Origin of the sequence: Leptospira mtsangambouensis (genome assembly GCF_004770475.1) — a bacterium.
GTDB lineage: Bacteria > Spirochaetota > Leptospiria > Leptospirales > Leptospiraceae > Leptospira_A > Leptospira_A mtsangambouensis.
Genome location: NZ_RQHK01000002.1, coordinates 1,331,759 through 1,348,943, shown reverse-complemented (window position 1 = coordinate 1,348,943; position 17,185 = coordinate 1,331,759). Strand labels below are relative to the sequence as shown.

Here is a 17,185-nt window from a genome sequence, read left to right as displayed (position 1 = left end):
AGTCGTTAAAATACCGCAATAAACCGCAATAAACCGCAATAAACTCCGAAAACTACCAAGTTTCTTTAAATTAATTTCTTCTATCCGATCACCGACATACAAAGGGAACAAATAGAGATTTTAGGCACCATAGGGGCCTGAAAGCCAGACACAAAAAAACCAAAGAGAGAAGGGATTCTCTCTTTTGCCAGATCAAGTTTCAAGGAGGAAACCAATGATCATAAACCACAATTTAGCCGCGATCAACTCACATCGCGTCCTCAAGTTCCAAAACGAGGAAGTCTCCAAAAGTATGGAGAAACTATCCTCTGGTATGCGAATCAACCGAGCAGGTGATGATGCATCAGGCCTTGCCGTTTCGGAAAAAATGAGAACGCAGGTGAATGGTCTTAGACAAGCAGAGAGAAATACCGAAGACGGTATGAGCCTTATCCAAACAACGGAAGGGTTTTTGCAAGAATCGAATGATATCATTCAAAGAATTCGAACTCTTGCAATTCAGTCGTCTAACGGTATTTATACTGAGGAAGACAGACAAATGATCCAAGTCGAAGTTTCACAACTTATCGACGAAGTGGACAGAATTGCTTCACAAGCTGAATTCAACAAAATGAATTTGCTTCAAGGTGATTTTGCTCGTGGATCTAGAGCAACCTCCATGTGGTTTCATATTGGAGCAAACCAACACCAAAGAGAAAGAGTGTTCATTGCAACTATGACTGCACGTGCACTTAATCTAAAAGGTCAAAGTGGAGAACTCTTGTCTTTGTCAACTGCTGACAAGTCAAACGATGCGATCGGAACTTTGGATGCTGCGTTAACTCGCATTAGCAAACAAAGAGCAAACTTAGGTGCTTACTTTAATCGTCTTGAGCATGCTGCAAAAGGGCTCATGAACGCTTATGAGAATACCCAAGCCTCCGAGTCTAGGATCCGTGATGCGGATATGGCAGAAGAAACTGTGGCTTTCACAAAGAACCAGATATTAGTTCAATCTGGAACTGCTATGTTAGCTCAGGCGAATGTTCGTCCACAAGGAGTTCTTTCTCTCCTTCGTTAATAACCTAACGAAGTGAGTGGTTTGTGTAACTGAAGAGTTGTATTTAGATAATCAGCCGGCTTTCCCCTGCCAGGTGGCAAAATGAAAGCTCATCCTTGACACCGGACAGGGATTGTCCGGCTAAGAACGCAATATATATCGTTCTTGGTAATACACAAAGGAGTGTAGGCCAATGATTATCAATCACAACATGAGTGCGATTCAATCACATCGTGCTCTCAAGTTTACACAATGGGATGTAGATAAGACCATGAGGAACCTCTCCACTGGGCAAAGGATTAACCTTGCCGGTGATGATGCTTCTGGTCTTGCTGTTTCGGAAAAACTACGAACACAAATTCGTGGTTTACGTCAGGCCGAAAGGAATACGGAAGATGGACTTAGTTTCATCCAGACTGCAGAGGGTTTCCTCGACCAGTCGGCTGAAATCATCCAACGAATCCGGACCCTAGCGATCCAGACTTCGAACGGAATCTACACACCGGAGGACAGGCAGCTCGTGCAGGTAGAAGTATCTGCGCTGGTGGATGAGATCGATCGAATTGCTTCACAAGCAGAGTTCAATAAAATGAAACTGTTTGAAGGAGACTTCGCTCGAAAGTCAACGAAGGCGTCGATGTGGTTTCACATGGGAGCAAACGCAAAGCAAAGAGAGCGTTTCTACATTGGAACTATGACTTCGAAAGCTCTTAAGATGTCAGAAGGTGCAAATAAAATTGCTCTTTCTACACCTGGAAAAGCAGACGAAGCGATTGCTAAAGCGGACTTCGCCTTGAACAAGATCATGAAGCAGAGAGCAGATATGGGAGCTTATCAAAATAGGCTCGAAAGTACTGCAAAAGGCCTCATGGGTGCATACGAAAATATGCAAGCATCCGAATCAAGGATTAGGGACGCAGATATGGCGGAAGAAATGGTAGCGCTCACGACGAAACAAATTCTCGTGCAAAGCGGTACGGCAATGCTAGCGCAAGCCAGTCTTCGGCCAAATTCTGTATTACGACTTTTGAATAACACTTAAGTCGTAGTAAGGCAAGAGTTGCCTTAAGACGGTTGCCTCTTTTCGAAGGACACTTCGGGAAGGGGCTTTTTTGTTTCGAAACACAAATCTGAAATTCTAAATGGGACGATAAATCGAGTTTTTTCTTCGATTTAAGGATTTGCCTAACCAAATGGACTTGTGTCCGTTAACTTAGAATATCGAAATATATAAATATAATGTTTCTAATGTTTGACACACCACCTAACGATTGAAGATTGACAAAAAAACAGATGTAATGCGATATTGTTTTATGTTTCAATTTTTCAAGATTACGTTTGTTTTACTTTTTGTTTTTAATTGTGCTAATGTTTTTTCTCCCACTGGGATCAAAGGGGAACAAGCCAAAAAGAAAATTGAAGAACATCGAAGTAGTTTGAGTTTTCTTTCTATAACTAATTTGTTAATGAGTTCCATCTCAAGTTCTGCTTCCAATCCATCCGCTTCTAGTTATTCCTGCCCAACGGAAAATACCGCCGTCCAAGGGTTTTCTGGTCCAACGACAACAGCCAATTTTAGTTTACCCCAAGTAGGGACTTATATCGATTTAAGCGTTCCTTCTTCTGGAACTTTTTATTTCCGATCCAATCCATCTTCCACAAATACTATATTCGTTTCTAGAATATTAAAAACTGAAAATACATCTGCAAACGCATCATGTTATTATTCTACTAACAGCGTTTGCGGAACGACCGATTTATCTGTTGCATCCATTGGTTTAATGGTTGGCTCTACTATCTCTGTCAGTCCAGGTACTTGTTTGGCGATAAAGTGTTCCACTCCAGCATATATGCGGATCAAACAATATAGTGTGGAATCAATTAGTAATATTCTATTAGAACCAATGTTGTCAGTAGTTTCTTCGCCAATGTTATTTGAATCTTTGTCGGGAATCAATAATGATACTTATTATACGTTAGAGTCCTATGCAAAATGCAAAGAAGAAATTACAAATTTTTCTCTCATTGAATTACAATATTCTAATCATCTTGCTGCTATTTTAAAAGAAGTTAGTAATTGTAATAAACCAAATGCTGCCATCCAAGCAGCAACGTTAAATCCAAATCTAACGGCGAGTTTGCAAGCAGATGCTTGTAAATTAGAACCAGTCAATGTATTTGGATATTAAAATTCAATATCCATTGTTTTGTGTTTCGGGATTTGTCTCCAAGATGGGTATTTAGATTTCCCACCAGCTTTTGTTAGAAAAATGGTTGAACCCTTCGGAATGGAGGGGTGAAACTTACCAATTACAATGAAATGGATATACTTCTTTCTCGGAGATCCTAGAAAACACTCTCTCGAACATCGATTGTTTAATACAGTTTCCTTAGTTACTGCGATGCTTAATTTTGTTGTGGTTTTGGGAGTGGTTCGTTTAGAAAATTCTTTAGTTCTTGTGGCATTGAATTTTGGATCAGGGATCCTAATGTTTGCCATGTACTATTTAAGCCGAGTCAAGAGTATTTATTTTTCTTTATACTGGCCTTTTCATTTAACAATTCTTTTTTATTTATCAGCAATGTGGTTGTATAGTGGCGGTTCTTTGGGAGGGAATCACTATTATCTAATACCAGCCTTTGTGATCGCACTTTTTTTAATTAGAAATCAGAATGTATTCGTCGTTTCTTCGATTTACGTTTTATTGCCAGTCACTTTGTATTTGGTCGAGTTTTTTCACCACGAATGGGTAACAAGTTATGGAACTGATTCTGATTTGTATTTGGATGCGGGTGGTAAATTTATTTTTATCCAAATTCTAATTGGGATCATGGTTTTTATTCTGAGGCGAAACCTAAATGTGGAAAGGAAAAAGTCGGAAACATTACTACTAAATATATTACCGGAACCCATTGCCGTTGAATTAAAAAAAGAAGGCCGTGTAATCCCTCGGTTATACGAATTTACTTCTGTACTTTTTTGTGATATGGCTGGGTTCACAAAAATTGCAGAGAAAATGAATGCAGAAGAACTTGTTTACGAATTGGATACAATCTTTCGTGAGTTTGATCGTCTCTGTAAAGAATATCGATTGGAAAAAATAAAAAGTATAGGGGACAGTTATATGGCTGTCGGTGGAATTCCAAATCAAAATAGAACCAATGCTGTTGATTCCGTATTATGTGGTTTATCATTTCAGTCTTATATGGCCGAACAAAAACAGGTTCAGTCTTTAAGGGGGAGAGATTTTTGGGAGATCCGTTTGGGAATTCATTCGGGGCCTCTTGTCGCCGGTGTCGTGGGTACAGATAAATTTGTTTATGATGTTTGGGGCGATACCGTCAAAACGGCAAGTCGTTTGGAAAGTTCTGGGGTGGTGGGCGAGTTAAATATTTCTTTCCAAGTGTATGAAGAGGTAAAATCTTATTTTGATTGTGAACCACGTGGTTCTCTTTCATTGAAAGGGGGAACCAATATTCCCTTGTATTTAGTAAAAGGTTTTTTGCCTGAATTTGCAGATGTACAAAGTTCAAAAATCCCAAATGATTTATTCAAACGCCTCTATGAATCGGGAGCCTTATTCACCCATAACGAAGAAATAGAATAAATTTACAACGAAAGACTGTCGGTAAAATTTTTAAAGTTTTACCGATTCTTTCATTTTGTGAATTTGTCTCGTATGCCCAAAATTTTGATTTTGCTTGTCCATCCCACTCTTGAGAAGTCCAAGGCCAATCAACTCCTTTTGGATTCATTGCCGGTATCAGAAAACATCACCTTACATGATTTATATGAAGAATATCCTAATTTTTCGATCAACGTAAAGGCGGAACAAGATTTAATGGCAAACCATCAAATCATCATTTTTCAACATCCCTTGTATTGGTACAGTTGCCCACCTTTGATGAAATTATGGATGGATCTGGTCCTTGAGGATGGTTGGGCATACGGAACCAATGGATCTCATTTGTCTGGGAAAAAATGGATCCAAGTCATCACAACTGGTGGCTCTAAAGATGCTTATTCAAAACACGGATTCCACGGTTACGAAACGGAGGAATTCCTTTTGCCTTTTCGTCGTACGGCAGAACTTTGCCAAATGGACTATTTGCCTCCTTTTTTAGTCCAAGGAACTTTTCAGTTGACTGAGTTGGATCTTCAAAAAGAATCCAATCGTTATTCCATGTTCATTAATCAGTTGTTAGGTGAACCAAATGAATGAAGTCAGTTTTTTTATCCAAGCATTGATCTATCTGACAAGTGCCATCATTGTGGTTCCGATTGCCAATCGACTTGGGCTTGGTTCTGTACTCGGTTATTTAATTGCCGGTATTGTCATTGGTCCTTTTGTTTTTGGTTTTGTTGGGACAGAAGGTAAGGACATGTTGCACTTTGCCGAATTTGGTGTGGTGATGATGCTTTTTGCCATCGGTTTGGAATTAGAATTAGACCTTCTTTGGAAATTAAAAATTTGGTTACTTGGGCTTGGTGGATTACAAATCATCATCACAACTGCCCTAACTGCCATGTTTTGTTATGGATTTGGTTTTTTCTGGAAACCCTCGCTTGCCCTTGGTCTTATCATGTCTTTATCTTCAACAGCCATTGTTTTACAAACTTTGAAAGAAAAAGGCCTAATGAAAACACTTTCCGGCCAAGCTGCATTTTCTGTTTTGCTTTTTCAAGATATGGCCGTCATTCCGATACTTGCCATCTTTCCTATGTTAAGTGAGACAAATGAGGTTACATCATCACAACACCATTCCTTAATCGAACATTTGCCAGGTTATGCAAAAACTTTGGTCGTACTATCTGTCGTGATTGGAATCATTTTGGTTGGTAAATATCTATTAAAACCTGTGTTTCGAATTTTGGCAAAATCGGGAAGCCGTGAAATTTTTACTGGTGCGAGCTTATTACTCGTAATCGCCATTTCTCTGTTAATGGGGGCTATTGGCGTTTCGGCGGCACTCGGAACTTTCCTTGGTGGAGTGGTTCTTGCGAGTAGCGAATTTCGTCATGAGTTAGAAAGTAATATTGAACCATTCAAAGGACTATTGCTTGGATTGTTTTTTCTAAGTGTGGGTGCTTCTATGGAAATTCCTGTTGTGATGGAAAGTCCTATGAAAGTTCTTGGAATCGTTTTTGGAATTATTTTTCTGAAAGCACTGGTTTTATTTTTTCTTGGATTTGTTTTTCGTCTTCCATTAGACCAAAATCTTTATTTTTCTTTGGCACTCTCCCAAGTGGGTGAATTTTCTTTTGTTTTGTTTGGTTATTCAGAAGGACTTGGAATTTTGGATGAACAAACCATAGTCATTTTAGTTGCTTGTGTTGCGGTGAGTATGGCTCTCACTCCCGTACTTCTTTTGTTATATGAAAAAACGATATTTGGATTTTTAGAATCAAAAATTCCCAAAAAACAAACAGAACAAGACATTCATAAACAAGAAAACCCTGTCATTATCTGTGGGTTTGGTCGGTTTGGAAATATGTTAGGACGTTTTCTTAGATCCAATGGAGTTCCCATTACCATTTTAGATTTTGATGCCGACAGAGTGGAGATGCTTGGTCGATTTGGATTTAAAGTCTATTTTGGAGATGCCACCAGATTGGAGTTATTAGAATCAGCTGGTTTAGAACATACAAAGATTCTTGTGGCCGCATTGGACAATCCAGAAAAACAAGCAGAACTCATTCGTAATGTAAGCCAACACTACCCAAATATCAAAATCGTTGCTAGGGCTGGAGATAGAGAAGAGGCCTATGATTTAAAGGAAATGGGTGTGTCTTATATTTATCGAGAAACAAGGGAAACCGCAGTGCAAATGGGTAAAGATGTACTTAAATTACTCGGAACTAGGGCTCATACGGCAGAAAAGGCAAAAAATTTATTTTTGAAACATGATGACGAAACCTTTCATGAACTTTTTGAATTAAGACAGGACAGAGTCCAATATATGAGTCTTGCGAAACAGAGAAACGCAGAGTTAGAGAGGTTGATGCTCGTGGATTTGGGAAAGGAAGATGAGTTGGAAAGGGATCCTTGGAGCGAAATGGAAAGGTGAGTTTTTATAATTAAGAAAAAAGAGAAATCAGAAACTCTATTCCCGAATGATCTTCTTTTTTCTTTCGAGAATAGAGTTTTTTAGATGGTTTTACTTTTGTTGGTTTCATAGAAAAAATCATTCTAGAAGCCGCTTTGATTTGGGTGACTTGTTTTAGTTTTCCTTTTGCCTTCATAATCTTTAGACTTTTGAAGACAAAGGGAAGAATCAATTCTTATTTTTTAGAATCCAGAATTTGGTTCCACTCATCCAAAAATGGTTTTGCGACCGCAAGAACCGAACTTGGATCTCCTTCGATGGTCACAGATTCCATCACATCACCTTGTTGGATTGTATTGACCACTTTTTGGTCTGTCTCATCCACTACAGCACCAAACACAGAATGTTTTCCATCAAGCCATGGTGTCGGAACATGTGTGATAAAAAATTGGCTGCCATTGGTTCCTGGACCTGCATTTGCCATAGAAAGGATTCCTGGTTTGTTGTGTTTTAAACTAGAATCAAACTCATCTCTGAACTTATAACCCGGTCCCCCAGTTCCTGTTCCTTGGGGGCAACCGCCTTGGATCATAAAATCTGCAATCACTCGGTGAAATTTAAGTCCATTGTAAAAATTCCTTTGGGCTAGGTTTACGAAGTTGGCTACCGTATTTGGTGTTTTGTCTGGAAACAAATCGATGCGAATTTCGCCTTTATTTGTTTTGATAATTGCTCTCAGTGTGCTCATTCCAGTATCACAATTCTTGGATTTTCCCTGGCAAGTCGAAAAAAGGTTTTATGTTTCTCACTTCCGAGGATAGAATCATACTACCATCGATTTTGGAAAGGAGACTTGTCATGAAGCAGGTTGTATTGATTTTACTCGTATTGGTAACAATCCCAATGTTTTCGGAATCTTCCAAAAAGAAAAAAACAAAATCGAAACCAGTCCCAATAGAAAACAAACTCATTGATTACACTGAGTTCAAACGAATTGTCAATCGTTCCGAAGGAGAAAGAGAGACTCACCGCCTAACAGAAGATCAATTTTTGAAATTAATGTCGGAAGAAGGTGTTGTGTTATTGGATGCTCGTAGTGAAAATCGGTTTCATCTTTTGCATATAAAGGGAGCCAAAAACCTTCCCTTTACCGAATTTACAAAAGAGACTTTGGCCGAAGTGATCCCGGAAAAAAAAACTAAAATTTTAATTTACTGCAATAACAACTTTGAAGGAAACCAGGAAGCCTTTGCCGCAAAAAGTCCTGCAGCATCTCTAAACCTTTCTACATATAACTCACTGAAGGCCTACGGATACGAATCCATCTATGAATTAGGACCACTTTTGGATGTTAAAAAAACAGTCCTCCCACTTGTCAGCGATTCGCCGGCTCCTTGATTTCGATTGACTAAGGATTCCCTTTTATGGTCTTATAGAAATAAATTTCCATGATCCAAGGTGAACTTCTTTCTGATATCATCGAAGCCGTTTCCAATACATTTGGGAACGAGTTTTTAGATAGGCTTACACTCAAACTAGCTTCCACAATTGGGGCAGATTATACATTTATTGCCATCTTCGATAAGGAAAAATACGAATCAAAAACCATCACTCTTGTCGCAAAAGGCAAGATTGCAGAAAACATGGCTTATTCTTTAAAAGATACACCTTGTGCGGAAGTGTTTGATAATTCTGTATGTTATTATCCCACAGATGTTCAAAAAGTTTTTCCGGGTGACCAACTTCTCATCGAAATGAAAATCGAAGGATATATTGGTTCCCCTTTACTCAATTCCAAAAAAGAAGTGATGGGACTGATTGTTGGCTTATTTGAAACGGAAATCCAAAACAAAGACCAAATTTTGACTTTGTTCCAAATTTTTTCCGGAAGGATTGCTGCTGAATTAGAAAGATCGGAATATGAAAGTCGTTTGGAGCAGAATAACCATGAGTTAGAATCTTTGGTTGACAAACGAACTAGTGAACTAAAACAAACGTTAGATGAGCTAAAGGAAAGGCAAAACCAACTCATCGAGTCAGAAAAAATGGCAAGTCTTGGACTTTTATCGGCCGGAATTGCACATGAAATCAACAATCCTCTGAACTTTATTTTAGGTGGTTATTTTGGGGTTCGTGAGATTTTAGAGGGTTCCGGTTTAGACTCTGAAAAAACAAAATTATACTTAGATGCCATTAAAGAAGGAGTTGATCGTACTTCTCGAATCGTCAAAGGCCTAAACCAATTCACTCGCAGCGGAGATTCTTTTGACGAACGTTTTGATTTGAATGAGATTTTAGAAAACTGCCTTGCGATGTTAACGCATTCGCTTCGGGATCGAATTGAGGTTCAAAAGGATTTAACTTCTCTGCCTCTCCTTGTCCAAGGAAATTCCGGAAAAATCCACCAAGTATTATTGAATGTACTGACAAATGCCATCCAAGCCATGGAAGGGGAGTTCGGGATCTTGGGAATCCAATCCTTTGAAGAAGGTCCCTATGCAATCATGGTCATTACCGATTCAGGTGCTGGTATTCGTGACGAACACTTAAACCTCATTCGAAATCCGTTTTTTACTACCAAAGAACCAGGAAAAGGTGTTGGTCTTGGACTTTCCATTGCCTACAAAATTATTAAAGATCATAACGGTTTGATTGAAATAGAATCTGAATGGAGAAAGGGAACAAAGTTTTTAATCAAACTACCTAAACCAAAATGAACGACACCAAAACCAAACGTAAGTTACTCTATGTAGATGATGAAATACTCAACTTGTATTTATTTCGTGACTATTTTAAAAATGAGTTTGATGTAATCGTTGCAAAGTCCGGGAAGGAAGCAATGGACGAACTTAACGAAAATTTGGATGTGCAGTTTGTGATCAGCGATATGCGGATGCCAGAAATGAACGGATTGGAATTTATCACAGAAGCCAAAACCCTTCGGCCCAATATCACTTATTGTATTTTAACGGGATATGATCTGACTCCAGAAATCCAAACGGCCATCGTTGAAAAAAAAGTGGCTAGGTATTTTTCCAAACCATTTGATCCCGCAGAGATAAGTTCCTTTCTCTCTGCAGGGTCTTAAACACTTGAAACTATTTGTTTCTAAATTCTGCTTCCACAACCCCGCGTTTGGAGCTGTTGATGCTCAATGTTTTACTACTTAAAAAACGGAAACTAGAGTCTTTTTTATACATTAACTCTTCCGCAAACATAGATTCTTTCCCAGGATATGTCAGCTCCCATTCAGAACCATTCATTTCTGTTTTGCGGTCATTGATTTGTTTAACTGAAGTGTATTCCATCAAATCGTTTTTGAAATTGATGGCATCTTCCAATCCAAGACCTTTGAATTTTAAGATGACAGTGTTTTGTTCTGTGAGTTTGAACCATTCGTCTTTGATTTGTTTTCCCACTTTTCCTGAAACTAGATTTGCCCAATCTTTGACAGCTTGTTCTCTGGAAACTTCTTGGGTGATATCAGCACCGCGTCCTTCCAAACTTCCTGATCCAAATATTTTTCCATCACCCCAAAGTTGGATGATGCGGTATGGGCCAGTGGCTGCTGAACTTAAAAAATCTGTTTTTTTCCCACCAGGCAAAACCACAGGTTTTTGGTCGGTTGTTGTGACTTTGGCAACAATCAAAACCTCGGCACCAGAATCTTGTGCGAGAGTGAGTAGAGGACTTCCTTCTTCTACCGATGTGAGGTCGAGTTTGGCAAGGCTTGGATTTTTTTTGAGTAGAGCTGTGAGTTGAGAACTATCCACAACTTTGTTTCCTTTGGTGCGGAGTTTTTCAATAAGTTCTGCTTCGGCAATGTTTGTTGCTGATCCAATCGGATAAGACTTTCCATTCACAACGGTTTGGACAAGGACGGCAATTCTTGGATTTCCTACATCATCGAGGAGGGCATCCACTGCTGTGGAAAGTTTGGTTGCTTCTACTTCACAACGGACATTCAAACGGATCATGTCTTGGGTGTCCAATTTCCATTGTTCTTCGCTAATGATATCGTATTTTTTTACGAAACTATCTGTTTTCCCATAGAGTTTGGAGCCTAGGGACTGGCCATCGGATACTCCCGATTTTTCAGTGATTTGTTCCCCCACAAGTTTGCGGATGGCATTGAGTTTGGCATCTTTCAGTGCTTTGTTTCGTGCAAGAGCCAAGTCTCCTTGGTAAATCGGTGCCTCTCCCATCGCTGTTACCACGTTGTCTGGCAGCGTAGGTTGTTTCTGGGCAGAATTGGATCCGGCACATGCCAAAATAGTAAGGATGAGAACTCCGGTTAAGGGAGCCAAACGAAGTCGGTTGAACATGAAGGACATTTCTCCTTGAAGATTTGCTATATTATAGAAACATATACTTACATGACCAATTACTTTTTTAGGTTTTCTCTCTGCTTTCTAGTCCTTGCATGCCACGGGAACACAGTTCCCCAATTTCGCGTCCATCCGAATGATTCCAAGTTGCGGATTTCCCAGGACATTTTTTATGAAAAAGTCCTCCCCACTATGGCTGGAAAAAAATTGATGCTTGCCACGAACCCTTCGGGGATTGGAACAAATCCTAAAAAAATCATCACTTCTTTAGAAAAACATAAAATCACTCTAGAACATTTGATTGGCCTAGAACATGGGTTCCTTGGTTTAGAAGAAGAGTTTAGCCAAACACCCGTTACTATGGACTCTACTTTCAATCGACCTTTGTATCATATCTATCGAATCAAAGATTCTGAATTAAGAGATCTTGTCCGGGAAGTGGATTACGTTGTTTTTGATGTCCAAGATGTAGGAATGCGTTGTTATACATACTTAAGTGTATTAAAAAGACTTATGGATGCGATGAAGAATACAAAAACAAAACTCATTGTTCTCGATCATATTCATGTGGCCATGCACCTCCCTCCAATGGGTGAAAAAATGAATCCGAAGAATTTGAATTTTGCTGGTGAGTTTCCATCGCTTCTCATCACAGGGATGACGGTTGGTGAGGCCACAAGATTTTATAATAAAGAATATTTAAAAGACAGTGTGGATGTGATGGTGGTTCCGGTAGAAGGATATAAACGAGGAATGTATTTTGAAGATACAGGAATTCCTTGGACCACTCCTTCACCAAACTTACCTATGGTGGACTCTGCGAGAAATTACCTTTCTTTGGTATTACTCGAAGGTGTGAATGTTTCTGTGGGAAGAGGGACCCAAGCTCCCTTTGTTTATTTTGGAGCTCCTTGGATGACAAACCCTGAAGAGCTTGCAACAAAACTTGGTAATCTTGGAAACAAATCTTATTATTTTTCTCCTGTTTATTTCAAACCAACCTTTGGTCCCCATAAAGGAAAAATTTGTTCAGGACTTCGGATGAATTTAGTTCGTCCGGATTATGATCCCATCCAATTGGCTTATGATCTGATACGGCTCATGAAAGAAACCTATCCAAATGATTTTAAATGGAGTAAAGGTTCTACTAACCATTGGGTAGACCAACTTTGGGGGAATGAACATTTCCGTACTTCGATCAATGAAGGAAAATCTTTTAGTGATTTCCATAATACTTATTTAGCAGAAGAAGAATCGGAACGTAAAAAAATCGCTCCTTATTTGTTGTATTGAGGTAATGATGAAACGACTTTTCCTTCTATTTTCTATTTTACTTTTTGTTTTTACTTTGTCTGCTTCCGAAAGGGAATTTGTTTCTGTTCCTAAAAATAAAACTGCCAAAGTTTTGAAGTCGGTTGCTTATGCCACAATTCGTTCCACTCTCCTTGTTTCTTATGGGGAAGGTGAAGAGAAAGAATCTGTATACACTTCTTGTTCGGAAAATTTTCCAAGTATGCCAGGAGACTTTCCTTGCAATTATTTGGATTATGAAGGAACAACATTGGAAGTGGCTCCCAGTTCCGCAACAAATGATGGAGAGGCCACGGAAGGATCTGATCCAGAGGATATTAATCCTGGTGGAAAGGTTACCATCAAACGCATCAAACAAAAATCCCCAAACTTAAATGGAAAGGTGGTTTTCCTTGGGGAAGGTGAAGACCAACTCAAACTATTTTACGGACCCAAAGGACAAATTTCTCATTATCTATACAGGCAAACTCTTGTTATATTTAAATGGGATCTTTCACTCACAGAGCCAAGTCTAGTTGGTTTACTTTTTGTAAACGTAAACAAAGATTATTTTCCGGAAGATGTGAAGGAGTTTAGTTTTTAAAATTTTATGGCAAAGATCCAAGGGTATGTTCGGAAAATGTCTCACAAGGGAATCTCCCCTGTTTCTTATTTTTGGGAGACAGCGAACTACAATGAGGCGGATAAAAAAGATTTAACTGCTAAAGAGTCAACTTCGACAAGTCCAGTGGAATCTTGGATCGGAAAAAAAATTACACTTTCTACAAACGATGAAATTCGATGTTTGCATTGTGGCAAAAAAACTAAGAAGTCGTTTAGCCAAGGTTATTGTTTTACCTGTTTTACAAACCTTGCAGAAAACGATCTTTGTATTCTCCGGCCAGAAACCTGTCATTTTCACAAGGGCACTTGTCGAGAACCAGACTGGGGGCAAACCAATTGTTTTAAAAAACATACAGTGTATTTTGCAAACTCCAGTGGATTAAAAGTGGGAATCACCAAAGAAAATCCTGTATCCAACCGTTGGGTGGACCAGGGGGCAAAGTATGGGATTCCCATTTTGGAAGTCACATCTCGAAGGGATGCAGGAATTTTAGAACATTATTTAAGTCAGTTTTTGCCAGATAAAACCACTTGGCAAAAAATGGTGGCGGGTGATCCACCTGACATGGATTTGGTGAAAGAGGCAAATAAATTCCTCAACCATTTGGAAAAAAATGAATTCCTATCTCCCCCAAATACCAAAACCAAACTGGTTTGGAACCGGTTGGATTTAAGTGTTGGTGTTACAACAATTAACTATCCCATCGATACTTATCCTGAAAAAATCAAATCTCTCAAACTCACAAAAGAGACACCCATAACAGATACCCTTGTAGGAATCAAAGGGCAGTATCTTTTATTTCAGACGGGTGTGATTAACATTCGCAGCCTCAGTGGTCTTTGGATTGAAGTTTCCACCTAAACAAATTCCAATTGGTTTTGGCCTTACAACCAACATTCTTTTTGAATGCGATGAGTTTTTGTTAGCAGAAAAACCAGCTGGAATTCCTGTACATGAAACGAAAGATCCAAACCGATTGGATTTTACAAGAGCACTGGCAACAAAACTTGGCCTCACCGAACTACGCACTGCCAATCGTTTGGATTTGGGAACGAGTGGGATTGTGCTCCTTGGAAAAATTCAAAGCAAAAATAAAGAAATCGATTCCTTATTGAAAGAAGCAGAAAAAGAATATATTTTTATATGCCAAGGTATACCCGATTGGAAAGAGAAACGGTTTGAATGTTTTTTAAAAGATGGAAATAAAGAAGTAAAAGTGGTGAGAAGTGGGGGAAAAAAAGCCATTACTGAATTTCGGATTCTTTCGAATCACCCCAAGGAAAATATTTCTTTTGGGATGGCAAAAATTTTAACAGGAAGAAGGCACCAAATTCGTGTTATGCTTCGTGAGTTGGGGTTTCCTGTTCTCGGAGATCCAGTGTATTTTTTGGAAAACCAATCAAAGAAAGAACAAAGAATGTATCTTCATTCTTTTCGATTGTGCTTTACCGACTTCCAGGGAAAAAAACAGTGGGTGGAGACAGAGATTCCTTTAGAATTTTCAAATCGAATGGGGAAATCACTTTCTCTTTAGATTCAAACCAAAATGAAACACGAAGTTTTTCACCATTTTATCCAAGAACAAAAATTATACAAAATCCTTTCTAGAATTGCAAAATACGTTTCGATTGGATTTCTCATTATTTATTTGTATTTACTCTTTAGCTCTAGTTATACGGCAAGTCCACTCATTGTGGTGATTAATTACCTTGCCATTCTTACCAGTTTTTCGGGGATCATCACCTTCAAATACTTTGAAATCCCGACTTTACTTTTAGATGTTTTTACGGACGGATCATCTGCCTCTTTTTTCCAACTAGGAAAAGAAGAACGTCAGTTTGTTTGGAGAAAGGCAGGAAGAGAAGACATTCTACCATCCGACCCCTCTCCAGAACTCATCATCCGGGAACTTTACTTGTTTGATCGATATCCTTGGAAACGGATTGGTAAAATTTACACGGTGGTCTATCTTACCCTTATCCTTAGTTCTATTTTTTATCTTACTTCAGTCTATCTAGAGACAGGATTTCAAAACTAAGAAAGCAATTTTCCTTGTCTTACCGTCTCTCGGTAAAAACCTATCCCTATGGCTTTGAATTGTGGAATTGTAGGTCTCCCGAACGTCGGTAAGTCGACTATCTTTAATGCACTCACGAAGGCAGGAGCCCAAGCTGCCAACTATCCGTTTTGTACCATTGAACCCAATACAGGAGTTGTGGAAGTCCCAGACGAAAGATTGAACCGTTTGGCGGAAGTATACAAACCAAAACGTACGGTTCCGACGATGATTGAATTTGTGGACATCGCAGGCCTTGTGAAAGGGGCAAGCCAAGGGGAAGGACTTGGAAATCAGTTTTTATCGCATATCCGCGAAGTGGATGCAATTTGCCATGTGGTCCGTGCTTTTCAAGATGAAAACATAACGCATGTTCATGGGAAAGTAGATCCCATCGAAGACATCACAGTCATCAATTACGAATTAATTTTAGCCGATTTGGATAGTTTGGAAAAACAACAACAACGTGTTGCAAAAACTGCCAAAACCGGAAACAAAGAAGCAGCAGAAATTCTATCTGTTATCGATAAAATTTTAGATGCCTTAAAAAAAGGAAATCGTGCATCTACGGTGGAACTGGGTGAAGAAGAAAAGAAAATTGCAAAAAAATTCAACTTAATCACCATAAAGCCAGTATTATATGTTGCTAATATTTTAGATTCCGATGTCAAAACCAGTGAAAACCCACTTGTCAAAACCATCATCGATTTTGCTTCCAAAGAAAATGCACCTGTTGTTGTGTTATGTGGTCGTTTTGAGGAAGAAATCTCTGGATTAGAAAAAGAAGATCAACTGGCTTTTTTAGAAGAGATAGGTGAGAAGGAATCTGGTTTATCGCGAATGATCCGTGCTTCTTATAAACTTCTTGGACTTTTGACCTTCTTTACTGCCGGTGTGGAAGAGGTTCGTGCTTGGACCACCCACCAAGGGAGCACAGGACCTGTGGCTGCCAGTGTCATCCATTCTGATTTTGAAAAAGGATACATCCGGGCTGAGGTCATGCGTTATGAAGACATCGACAGAACGGGAGATGCCACCAAAGTCAAAGATGAGGGCAAACTCCGTGTGGAAGGAAAGGAATACATTGTCCAAGATGGGGATGTGATTTATTTCCGAGTGAACGCATAAAAAAAATCCCGACTTTCGTCGGGATTTTGAAGTGAACTAGTTTGGAAAAGAAAGTAGGTTCCAAAAATTAGGAACATTTTCTTAACCTATCAATGCCTTGGGCCTCTCCCTTTATTGCATTTTCACAAAAAAAATTACGATTGTAACATAAAATGATAACGGCCAATTTCCTTTCCTGATTCAAAAATCGCAAGCTCAGGACTGGAATCTAGAGTGATTGGGGAATCAAACATGGACTGAGACCCGAGTTTCGGTAGGGTTTCGACAGGGGCCCCATCTAAAAACAATTTTGCAGAAAGCCGGTCGCAGTTGGTTCCTTCTACCGAAAGGAAAACTTGGTTTTTTTCGGCATTGGGCTGGAAAACAAAATCCAAATCCCTTCCTCCCACCTGTCTGTGGACTCGGAAAGCCCCGCTAGAATTTCCCGATCCCCGAAAGGCCAATTCCGGAGTTACTAAATTGATACCTCCCTCATCACTTGTGAGAAGTTTTAATTGGTCTTTTACAAATTGAAGGTAAATCTGTATGCTGGAACCCTTGTTCGGAAGAACAGTTTCCAAGATCCAATCGACCGTGGATGAGTCCGCATCTTCCCCTTGGGACATGAGGTAAAGGGCTTCTTTTAATTTGAGTCGGTTCATAAATTCATTCGGATCTTTTGGTTCCATTGT

General features: G+C 39.2%; 19 protein-coding genes. 15 read left to right on the top strand and 4 right to left on the bottom strand.

Going from position 1 to position 17,185, the window contains the following annotated elements; all coding sequences use genetic code 11:
• Positions 1 to 214: 214 nt before the first annotated feature.
• The 6 genes from EHR01_RS06270 (at position 215) to EHR01_RS06245 (ending at position 7,108) form a co-directional block, all read left to right on the top strand.
• Positions 215 to 1,060, top strand: a complete 846-nt coding sequence (locus EHR01_RS06270; RefSeq protein WP_135693797.1) for a flagellin N-terminal helical domain-containing protein — start codon at positions 215 to 217, stop codon at positions 1,058 to 1,060.
• A gap of 172 nt (positions 1,061 to 1,232) precedes the next feature.
• Positions 1,233 to 2,081, top strand: a complete 849-nt coding sequence (locus EHR01_RS06265; protein WP_004783538.1) for a flagellin N-terminal helical domain-containing protein — start codon at positions 1,233 to 1,235, stop codon at positions 2,079 to 2,081.
• Between the two features lie 271 nt (positions 2,082 to 2,352).
• A complete protein-coding gene (locus EHR01_RS06260) occupies positions 2,353 to 3,228 on the top strand; it encodes a hypothetical protein (protein WP_135693796.1) in 876 nt (291 codons plus the stop codon).
• Positions 3,229 to 3,354: 126 nt separating this feature from the next.
• A complete protein-coding gene (locus tag EHR01_RS06255; RefSeq protein WP_135693795.1) occupies positions 3,355 to 4,647 on the top strand; it encodes an adenylate/guanylate cyclase domain-containing protein in 1,293 nt (430 codons plus the stop codon).
• 72 nt (positions 4,648 to 4,719) lie between these two features.
• Positions 4,720 to 5,262: an NAD(P)H-dependent oxidoreductase gene (locus EHR01_RS06250; RefSeq protein ID WP_135693794.1), complete on the top strand. Its 543-nt coding sequence runs from the start codon at positions 4,720 to 4,722 to the stop codon at positions 5,260 to 5,262.
• Entirely contained in the window at positions 5,255 to 7,108 is a 1,854-nt protein-coding gene (locus EHR01_RS06245; RefSeq protein ID WP_135693793.1) for a monovalent cation:proton antiporter-2 (CPA2) family protein, read from the top strand. Before EHR01_RS06250 ends, EHR01_RS06245 begins: the two co-directional genes overlap by 8 nt.
• 10 nt (positions 7,109 to 7,118) lie before the next feature.
• Here EHR01_RS06245 and EHR01_RS19190 read toward each other — a convergent pair whose 3' ends face one another.
• The gene (locus EHR01_RS19190) at positions 7,119 to 7,283 is read right to left on the bottom strand and encodes a hypothetical protein (protein WP_167482926.1); all 165 of its coding nucleotides are present in this window, start codon (positions 7,281 to 7,283) and stop codon (positions 7,119 to 7,121) included.
• Between the two features lie 39 nt (positions 7,284 to 7,322).
• Positions 7,323 to 7,835 (bottom strand): peptidylprolyl isomerase, encoded by a 513-nt coding sequence (locus tag EHR01_RS06240; protein ID WP_135693792.1) that lies wholly within the window; start codon positions 7,833 to 7,835, stop codon positions 7,323 to 7,325.
• Between the two features lie 110 nt (positions 7,836 to 7,945).
• Between EHR01_RS06240 and EHR01_RS06235 the strand changes: the two genes are divergently transcribed.
• From EHR01_RS06235 to EHR01_RS06225, 3 genes are read left to right on the top strand one after another with little or no spacing between them, the layout of a single operon-like run.
• On the top strand, positions 7,946 to 8,485 hold the full coding sequence (locus tag EHR01_RS06235; RefSeq protein ID WP_135693791.1) for a rhodanese-like domain-containing protein: 540 nt from the start codon (positions 7,946 to 7,948) through the stop codon (positions 8,483 to 8,485).
• Positions 8,486 to 8,535: 50 nt separating this feature from the next.
• Positions 8,536 to 9,804: a sensor histidine kinase gene (locus EHR01_RS06230; protein ID WP_135693790.1), complete on the top strand. Its 1,269-nt coding sequence runs from the start codon at positions 8,536 to 8,538 to the stop codon at positions 9,802 to 9,804.
• Entirely contained in the window at positions 9,801 to 10,175 is a 375-nt protein-coding gene (locus EHR01_RS06225) for a response regulator (RefSeq protein WP_135693789.1), read from the top strand. The genes EHR01_RS06230 and EHR01_RS06225 overlap by 4 nt, the downstream gene beginning before the upstream one ends.
• Before the next feature lie 10 nt (positions 10,176 to 10,185).
• Here the strand turns inward: EHR01_RS06225 and EHR01_RS06220 are convergent, their stop codons facing one another.
• Positions 10,186 to 11,412, bottom strand: a complete 1,227-nt coding sequence (locus EHR01_RS06220) for a lipoprotein LipL46 (RefSeq protein WP_004783918.1) — start codon at positions 11,410 to 11,412, stop codon at positions 10,186 to 10,188.
• Between the two features lie 51 nt (positions 11,413 to 11,463).
• Here EHR01_RS06220 and EHR01_RS06215 point away from each other — a divergent pair, with 51 nt between their 5' ends.
• From EHR01_RS06215 to ychF, 6 genes are read left to right on the top strand one after another with little or no spacing between them, the layout of a single operon-like run.
• A complete protein-coding gene (locus EHR01_RS06215; protein ID WP_135693788.1) occupies positions 11,464 to 12,708 on the top strand; it encodes an exo-beta-N-acetylmuramidase NamZ family protein in 1,245 nt (414 codons plus the stop codon).
• Between the two features lie 7 nt (positions 12,709 to 12,715).
• Positions 12,716 to 13,309, top strand: coding sequence for an LIC_11883 family protein (locus tag EHR01_RS06210; protein WP_135693918.1), 594 nt, complete (start codon positions 12,716 to 12,718; stop codon positions 13,307 to 13,309).
• A 6-nt stretch (positions 13,310 to 13,315) separates the two neighbouring features.
• Complete coding sequence (locus tag EHR01_RS06205; protein ID WP_135693787.1) at positions 13,316 to 14,191, top strand: DUF2797 domain-containing protein; 876 nt, start codon at positions 13,316 to 13,318, stop codon at positions 14,189 to 14,191.
• Positions 14,175 to 14,864: an RluA family pseudouridine synthase gene (locus EHR01_RS06200; protein WP_135693786.1), complete on the top strand. Its 690-nt coding sequence runs from the start codon at positions 14,175 to 14,177 to the stop codon at positions 14,862 to 14,864. Before EHR01_RS06205 ends, EHR01_RS06200 begins: the two co-directional genes overlap by 17 nt.
• 12 nt (positions 14,865 to 14,876) lie before the next feature.
• A complete protein-coding gene (locus EHR01_RS06195; protein WP_135693785.1) occupies positions 14,877 to 15,368 on the top strand; it encodes a hypothetical protein in 492 nt (163 codons plus the stop codon).
• Positions 15,369 to 15,416: 48 nt separating this feature from the next.
• Positions 15,417 to 16,514, top strand: coding sequence for a redox-regulated ATPase YchF (ychF, locus tag EHR01_RS06190; RefSeq protein WP_135693784.1), 1,098 nt, complete (start codon positions 15,417 to 15,419; stop codon positions 16,512 to 16,514).
• A 134-nt stretch (positions 16,515 to 16,648) separates the two neighbouring features.
• On the opposite strand, the gene EHR01_RS06185 is transcribed toward ychF, so the two are convergent.
• Positions 16,649 to 17,182 (bottom strand): hypothetical protein, encoded by a 534-nt coding sequence (locus EHR01_RS06185; protein ID WP_135693783.1) that lies wholly within the window; start codon positions 17,180 to 17,182, stop codon positions 16,649 to 16,651.
• Positions 17,183 to 17,185 lie beyond the last annotated feature (3 nt).

Coding starts and splice junctions, on each gene's coding strand:
- EHR01_RS06270 (WP_135693797.1), top strand. CDS start 215: ATGATCATAAACCACAATTTAGCCGCGATCAACTCACATCGCGTCCTC.
- EHR01_RS06265 (WP_004783538.1), top strand. CDS start 1,233: ATGATTATCAATCACAACATGAGTGCGATTCAATCACATCGTGCTCTC.
- EHR01_RS06260 (WP_135693796.1), top strand. CDS start 2,353: ATGTTTCAATTTTTCAAGATTACGTTTGTTTTACTTTTTGTTTTTAAT.
- EHR01_RS06255 (WP_135693795.1), top strand. CDS start 3,355: ATGAAATGGATATACTTCTTTCTCGGAGATCCTAGAAAACACTCTCTC.
- EHR01_RS06250 (WP_135693794.1), top strand. CDS start 4,720: ATGCCCAAAATTTTGATTTTGCTTGTCCATCCCACTCTTGAGAAGTCC.
- EHR01_RS06245 (WP_135693793.1), top strand. CDS start 5,255: ATGAATGAAGTCAGTTTTTTTATCCAAGCATTGATCTATCTGACAAGT.
- EHR01_RS19190 (WP_167482926.1), bottom strand. CDS start 7,283: ATGAAGGCAAAAGGAAAACTAAAACAAGTCACCCAAATCAAAGCGGCT.
- EHR01_RS06240 (WP_135693792.1), bottom strand. CDS start 7,835: ATGAGCACACTGAGAGCAATTATCAAAACAAATAAAGGCGAAATTCGC.
- EHR01_RS06235 (WP_135693791.1), top strand. CDS start 7,946: ATGAAGCAGGTTGTATTGATTTTACTCGTATTGGTAACAATCCCAATG.
- EHR01_RS06230 (WP_135693790.1), top strand. CDS start 8,536: ATGATCCAAGGTGAACTTCTTTCTGATATCATCGAAGCCGTTTCCAAT.
- EHR01_RS06225 (WP_135693789.1), top strand. CDS start 9,801: ATGAACGACACCAAAACCAAACGTAAGTTACTCTATGTAGATGATGAA.
- EHR01_RS06220 (WP_004783918.1), bottom strand. CDS start 11,412: ATGTTCAACCGACTTCGTTTGGCTCCCTTAACCGGAGTTCTCATCCTT.
- EHR01_RS06215 (WP_135693788.1), top strand. CDS start 11,464: ATGACCAATTACTTTTTTAGGTTTTCTCTCTGCTTTCTAGTCCTTGCA.
- EHR01_RS06210 (WP_135693918.1), top strand. CDS start 12,716: ATGAAACGACTTTTCCTTCTATTTTCTATTTTACTTTTTGTTTTTACT.
- EHR01_RS06205 (WP_135693787.1), top strand. CDS start 13,316: ATGGCAAAGATCCAAGGGTATGTTCGGAAAATGTCTCACAAGGGAATC.
- EHR01_RS06195 (WP_135693785.1), top strand. CDS start 14,877: ATGAAACACGAAGTTTTTCACCATTTTATCCAAGAACAAAAATTATAC.
- ychF (WP_135693784.1), top strand. CDS start 15,417: ATGGCTTTGAATTGTGGAATTGTAGGTCTCCCGAACGTCGGTAAGTCG.
- EHR01_RS06185 (WP_135693783.1), bottom strand. CDS start 17,182: ATGGAACCAAAAGATCCGAATGAATTTATGAACCGACTCAAATTAAAA.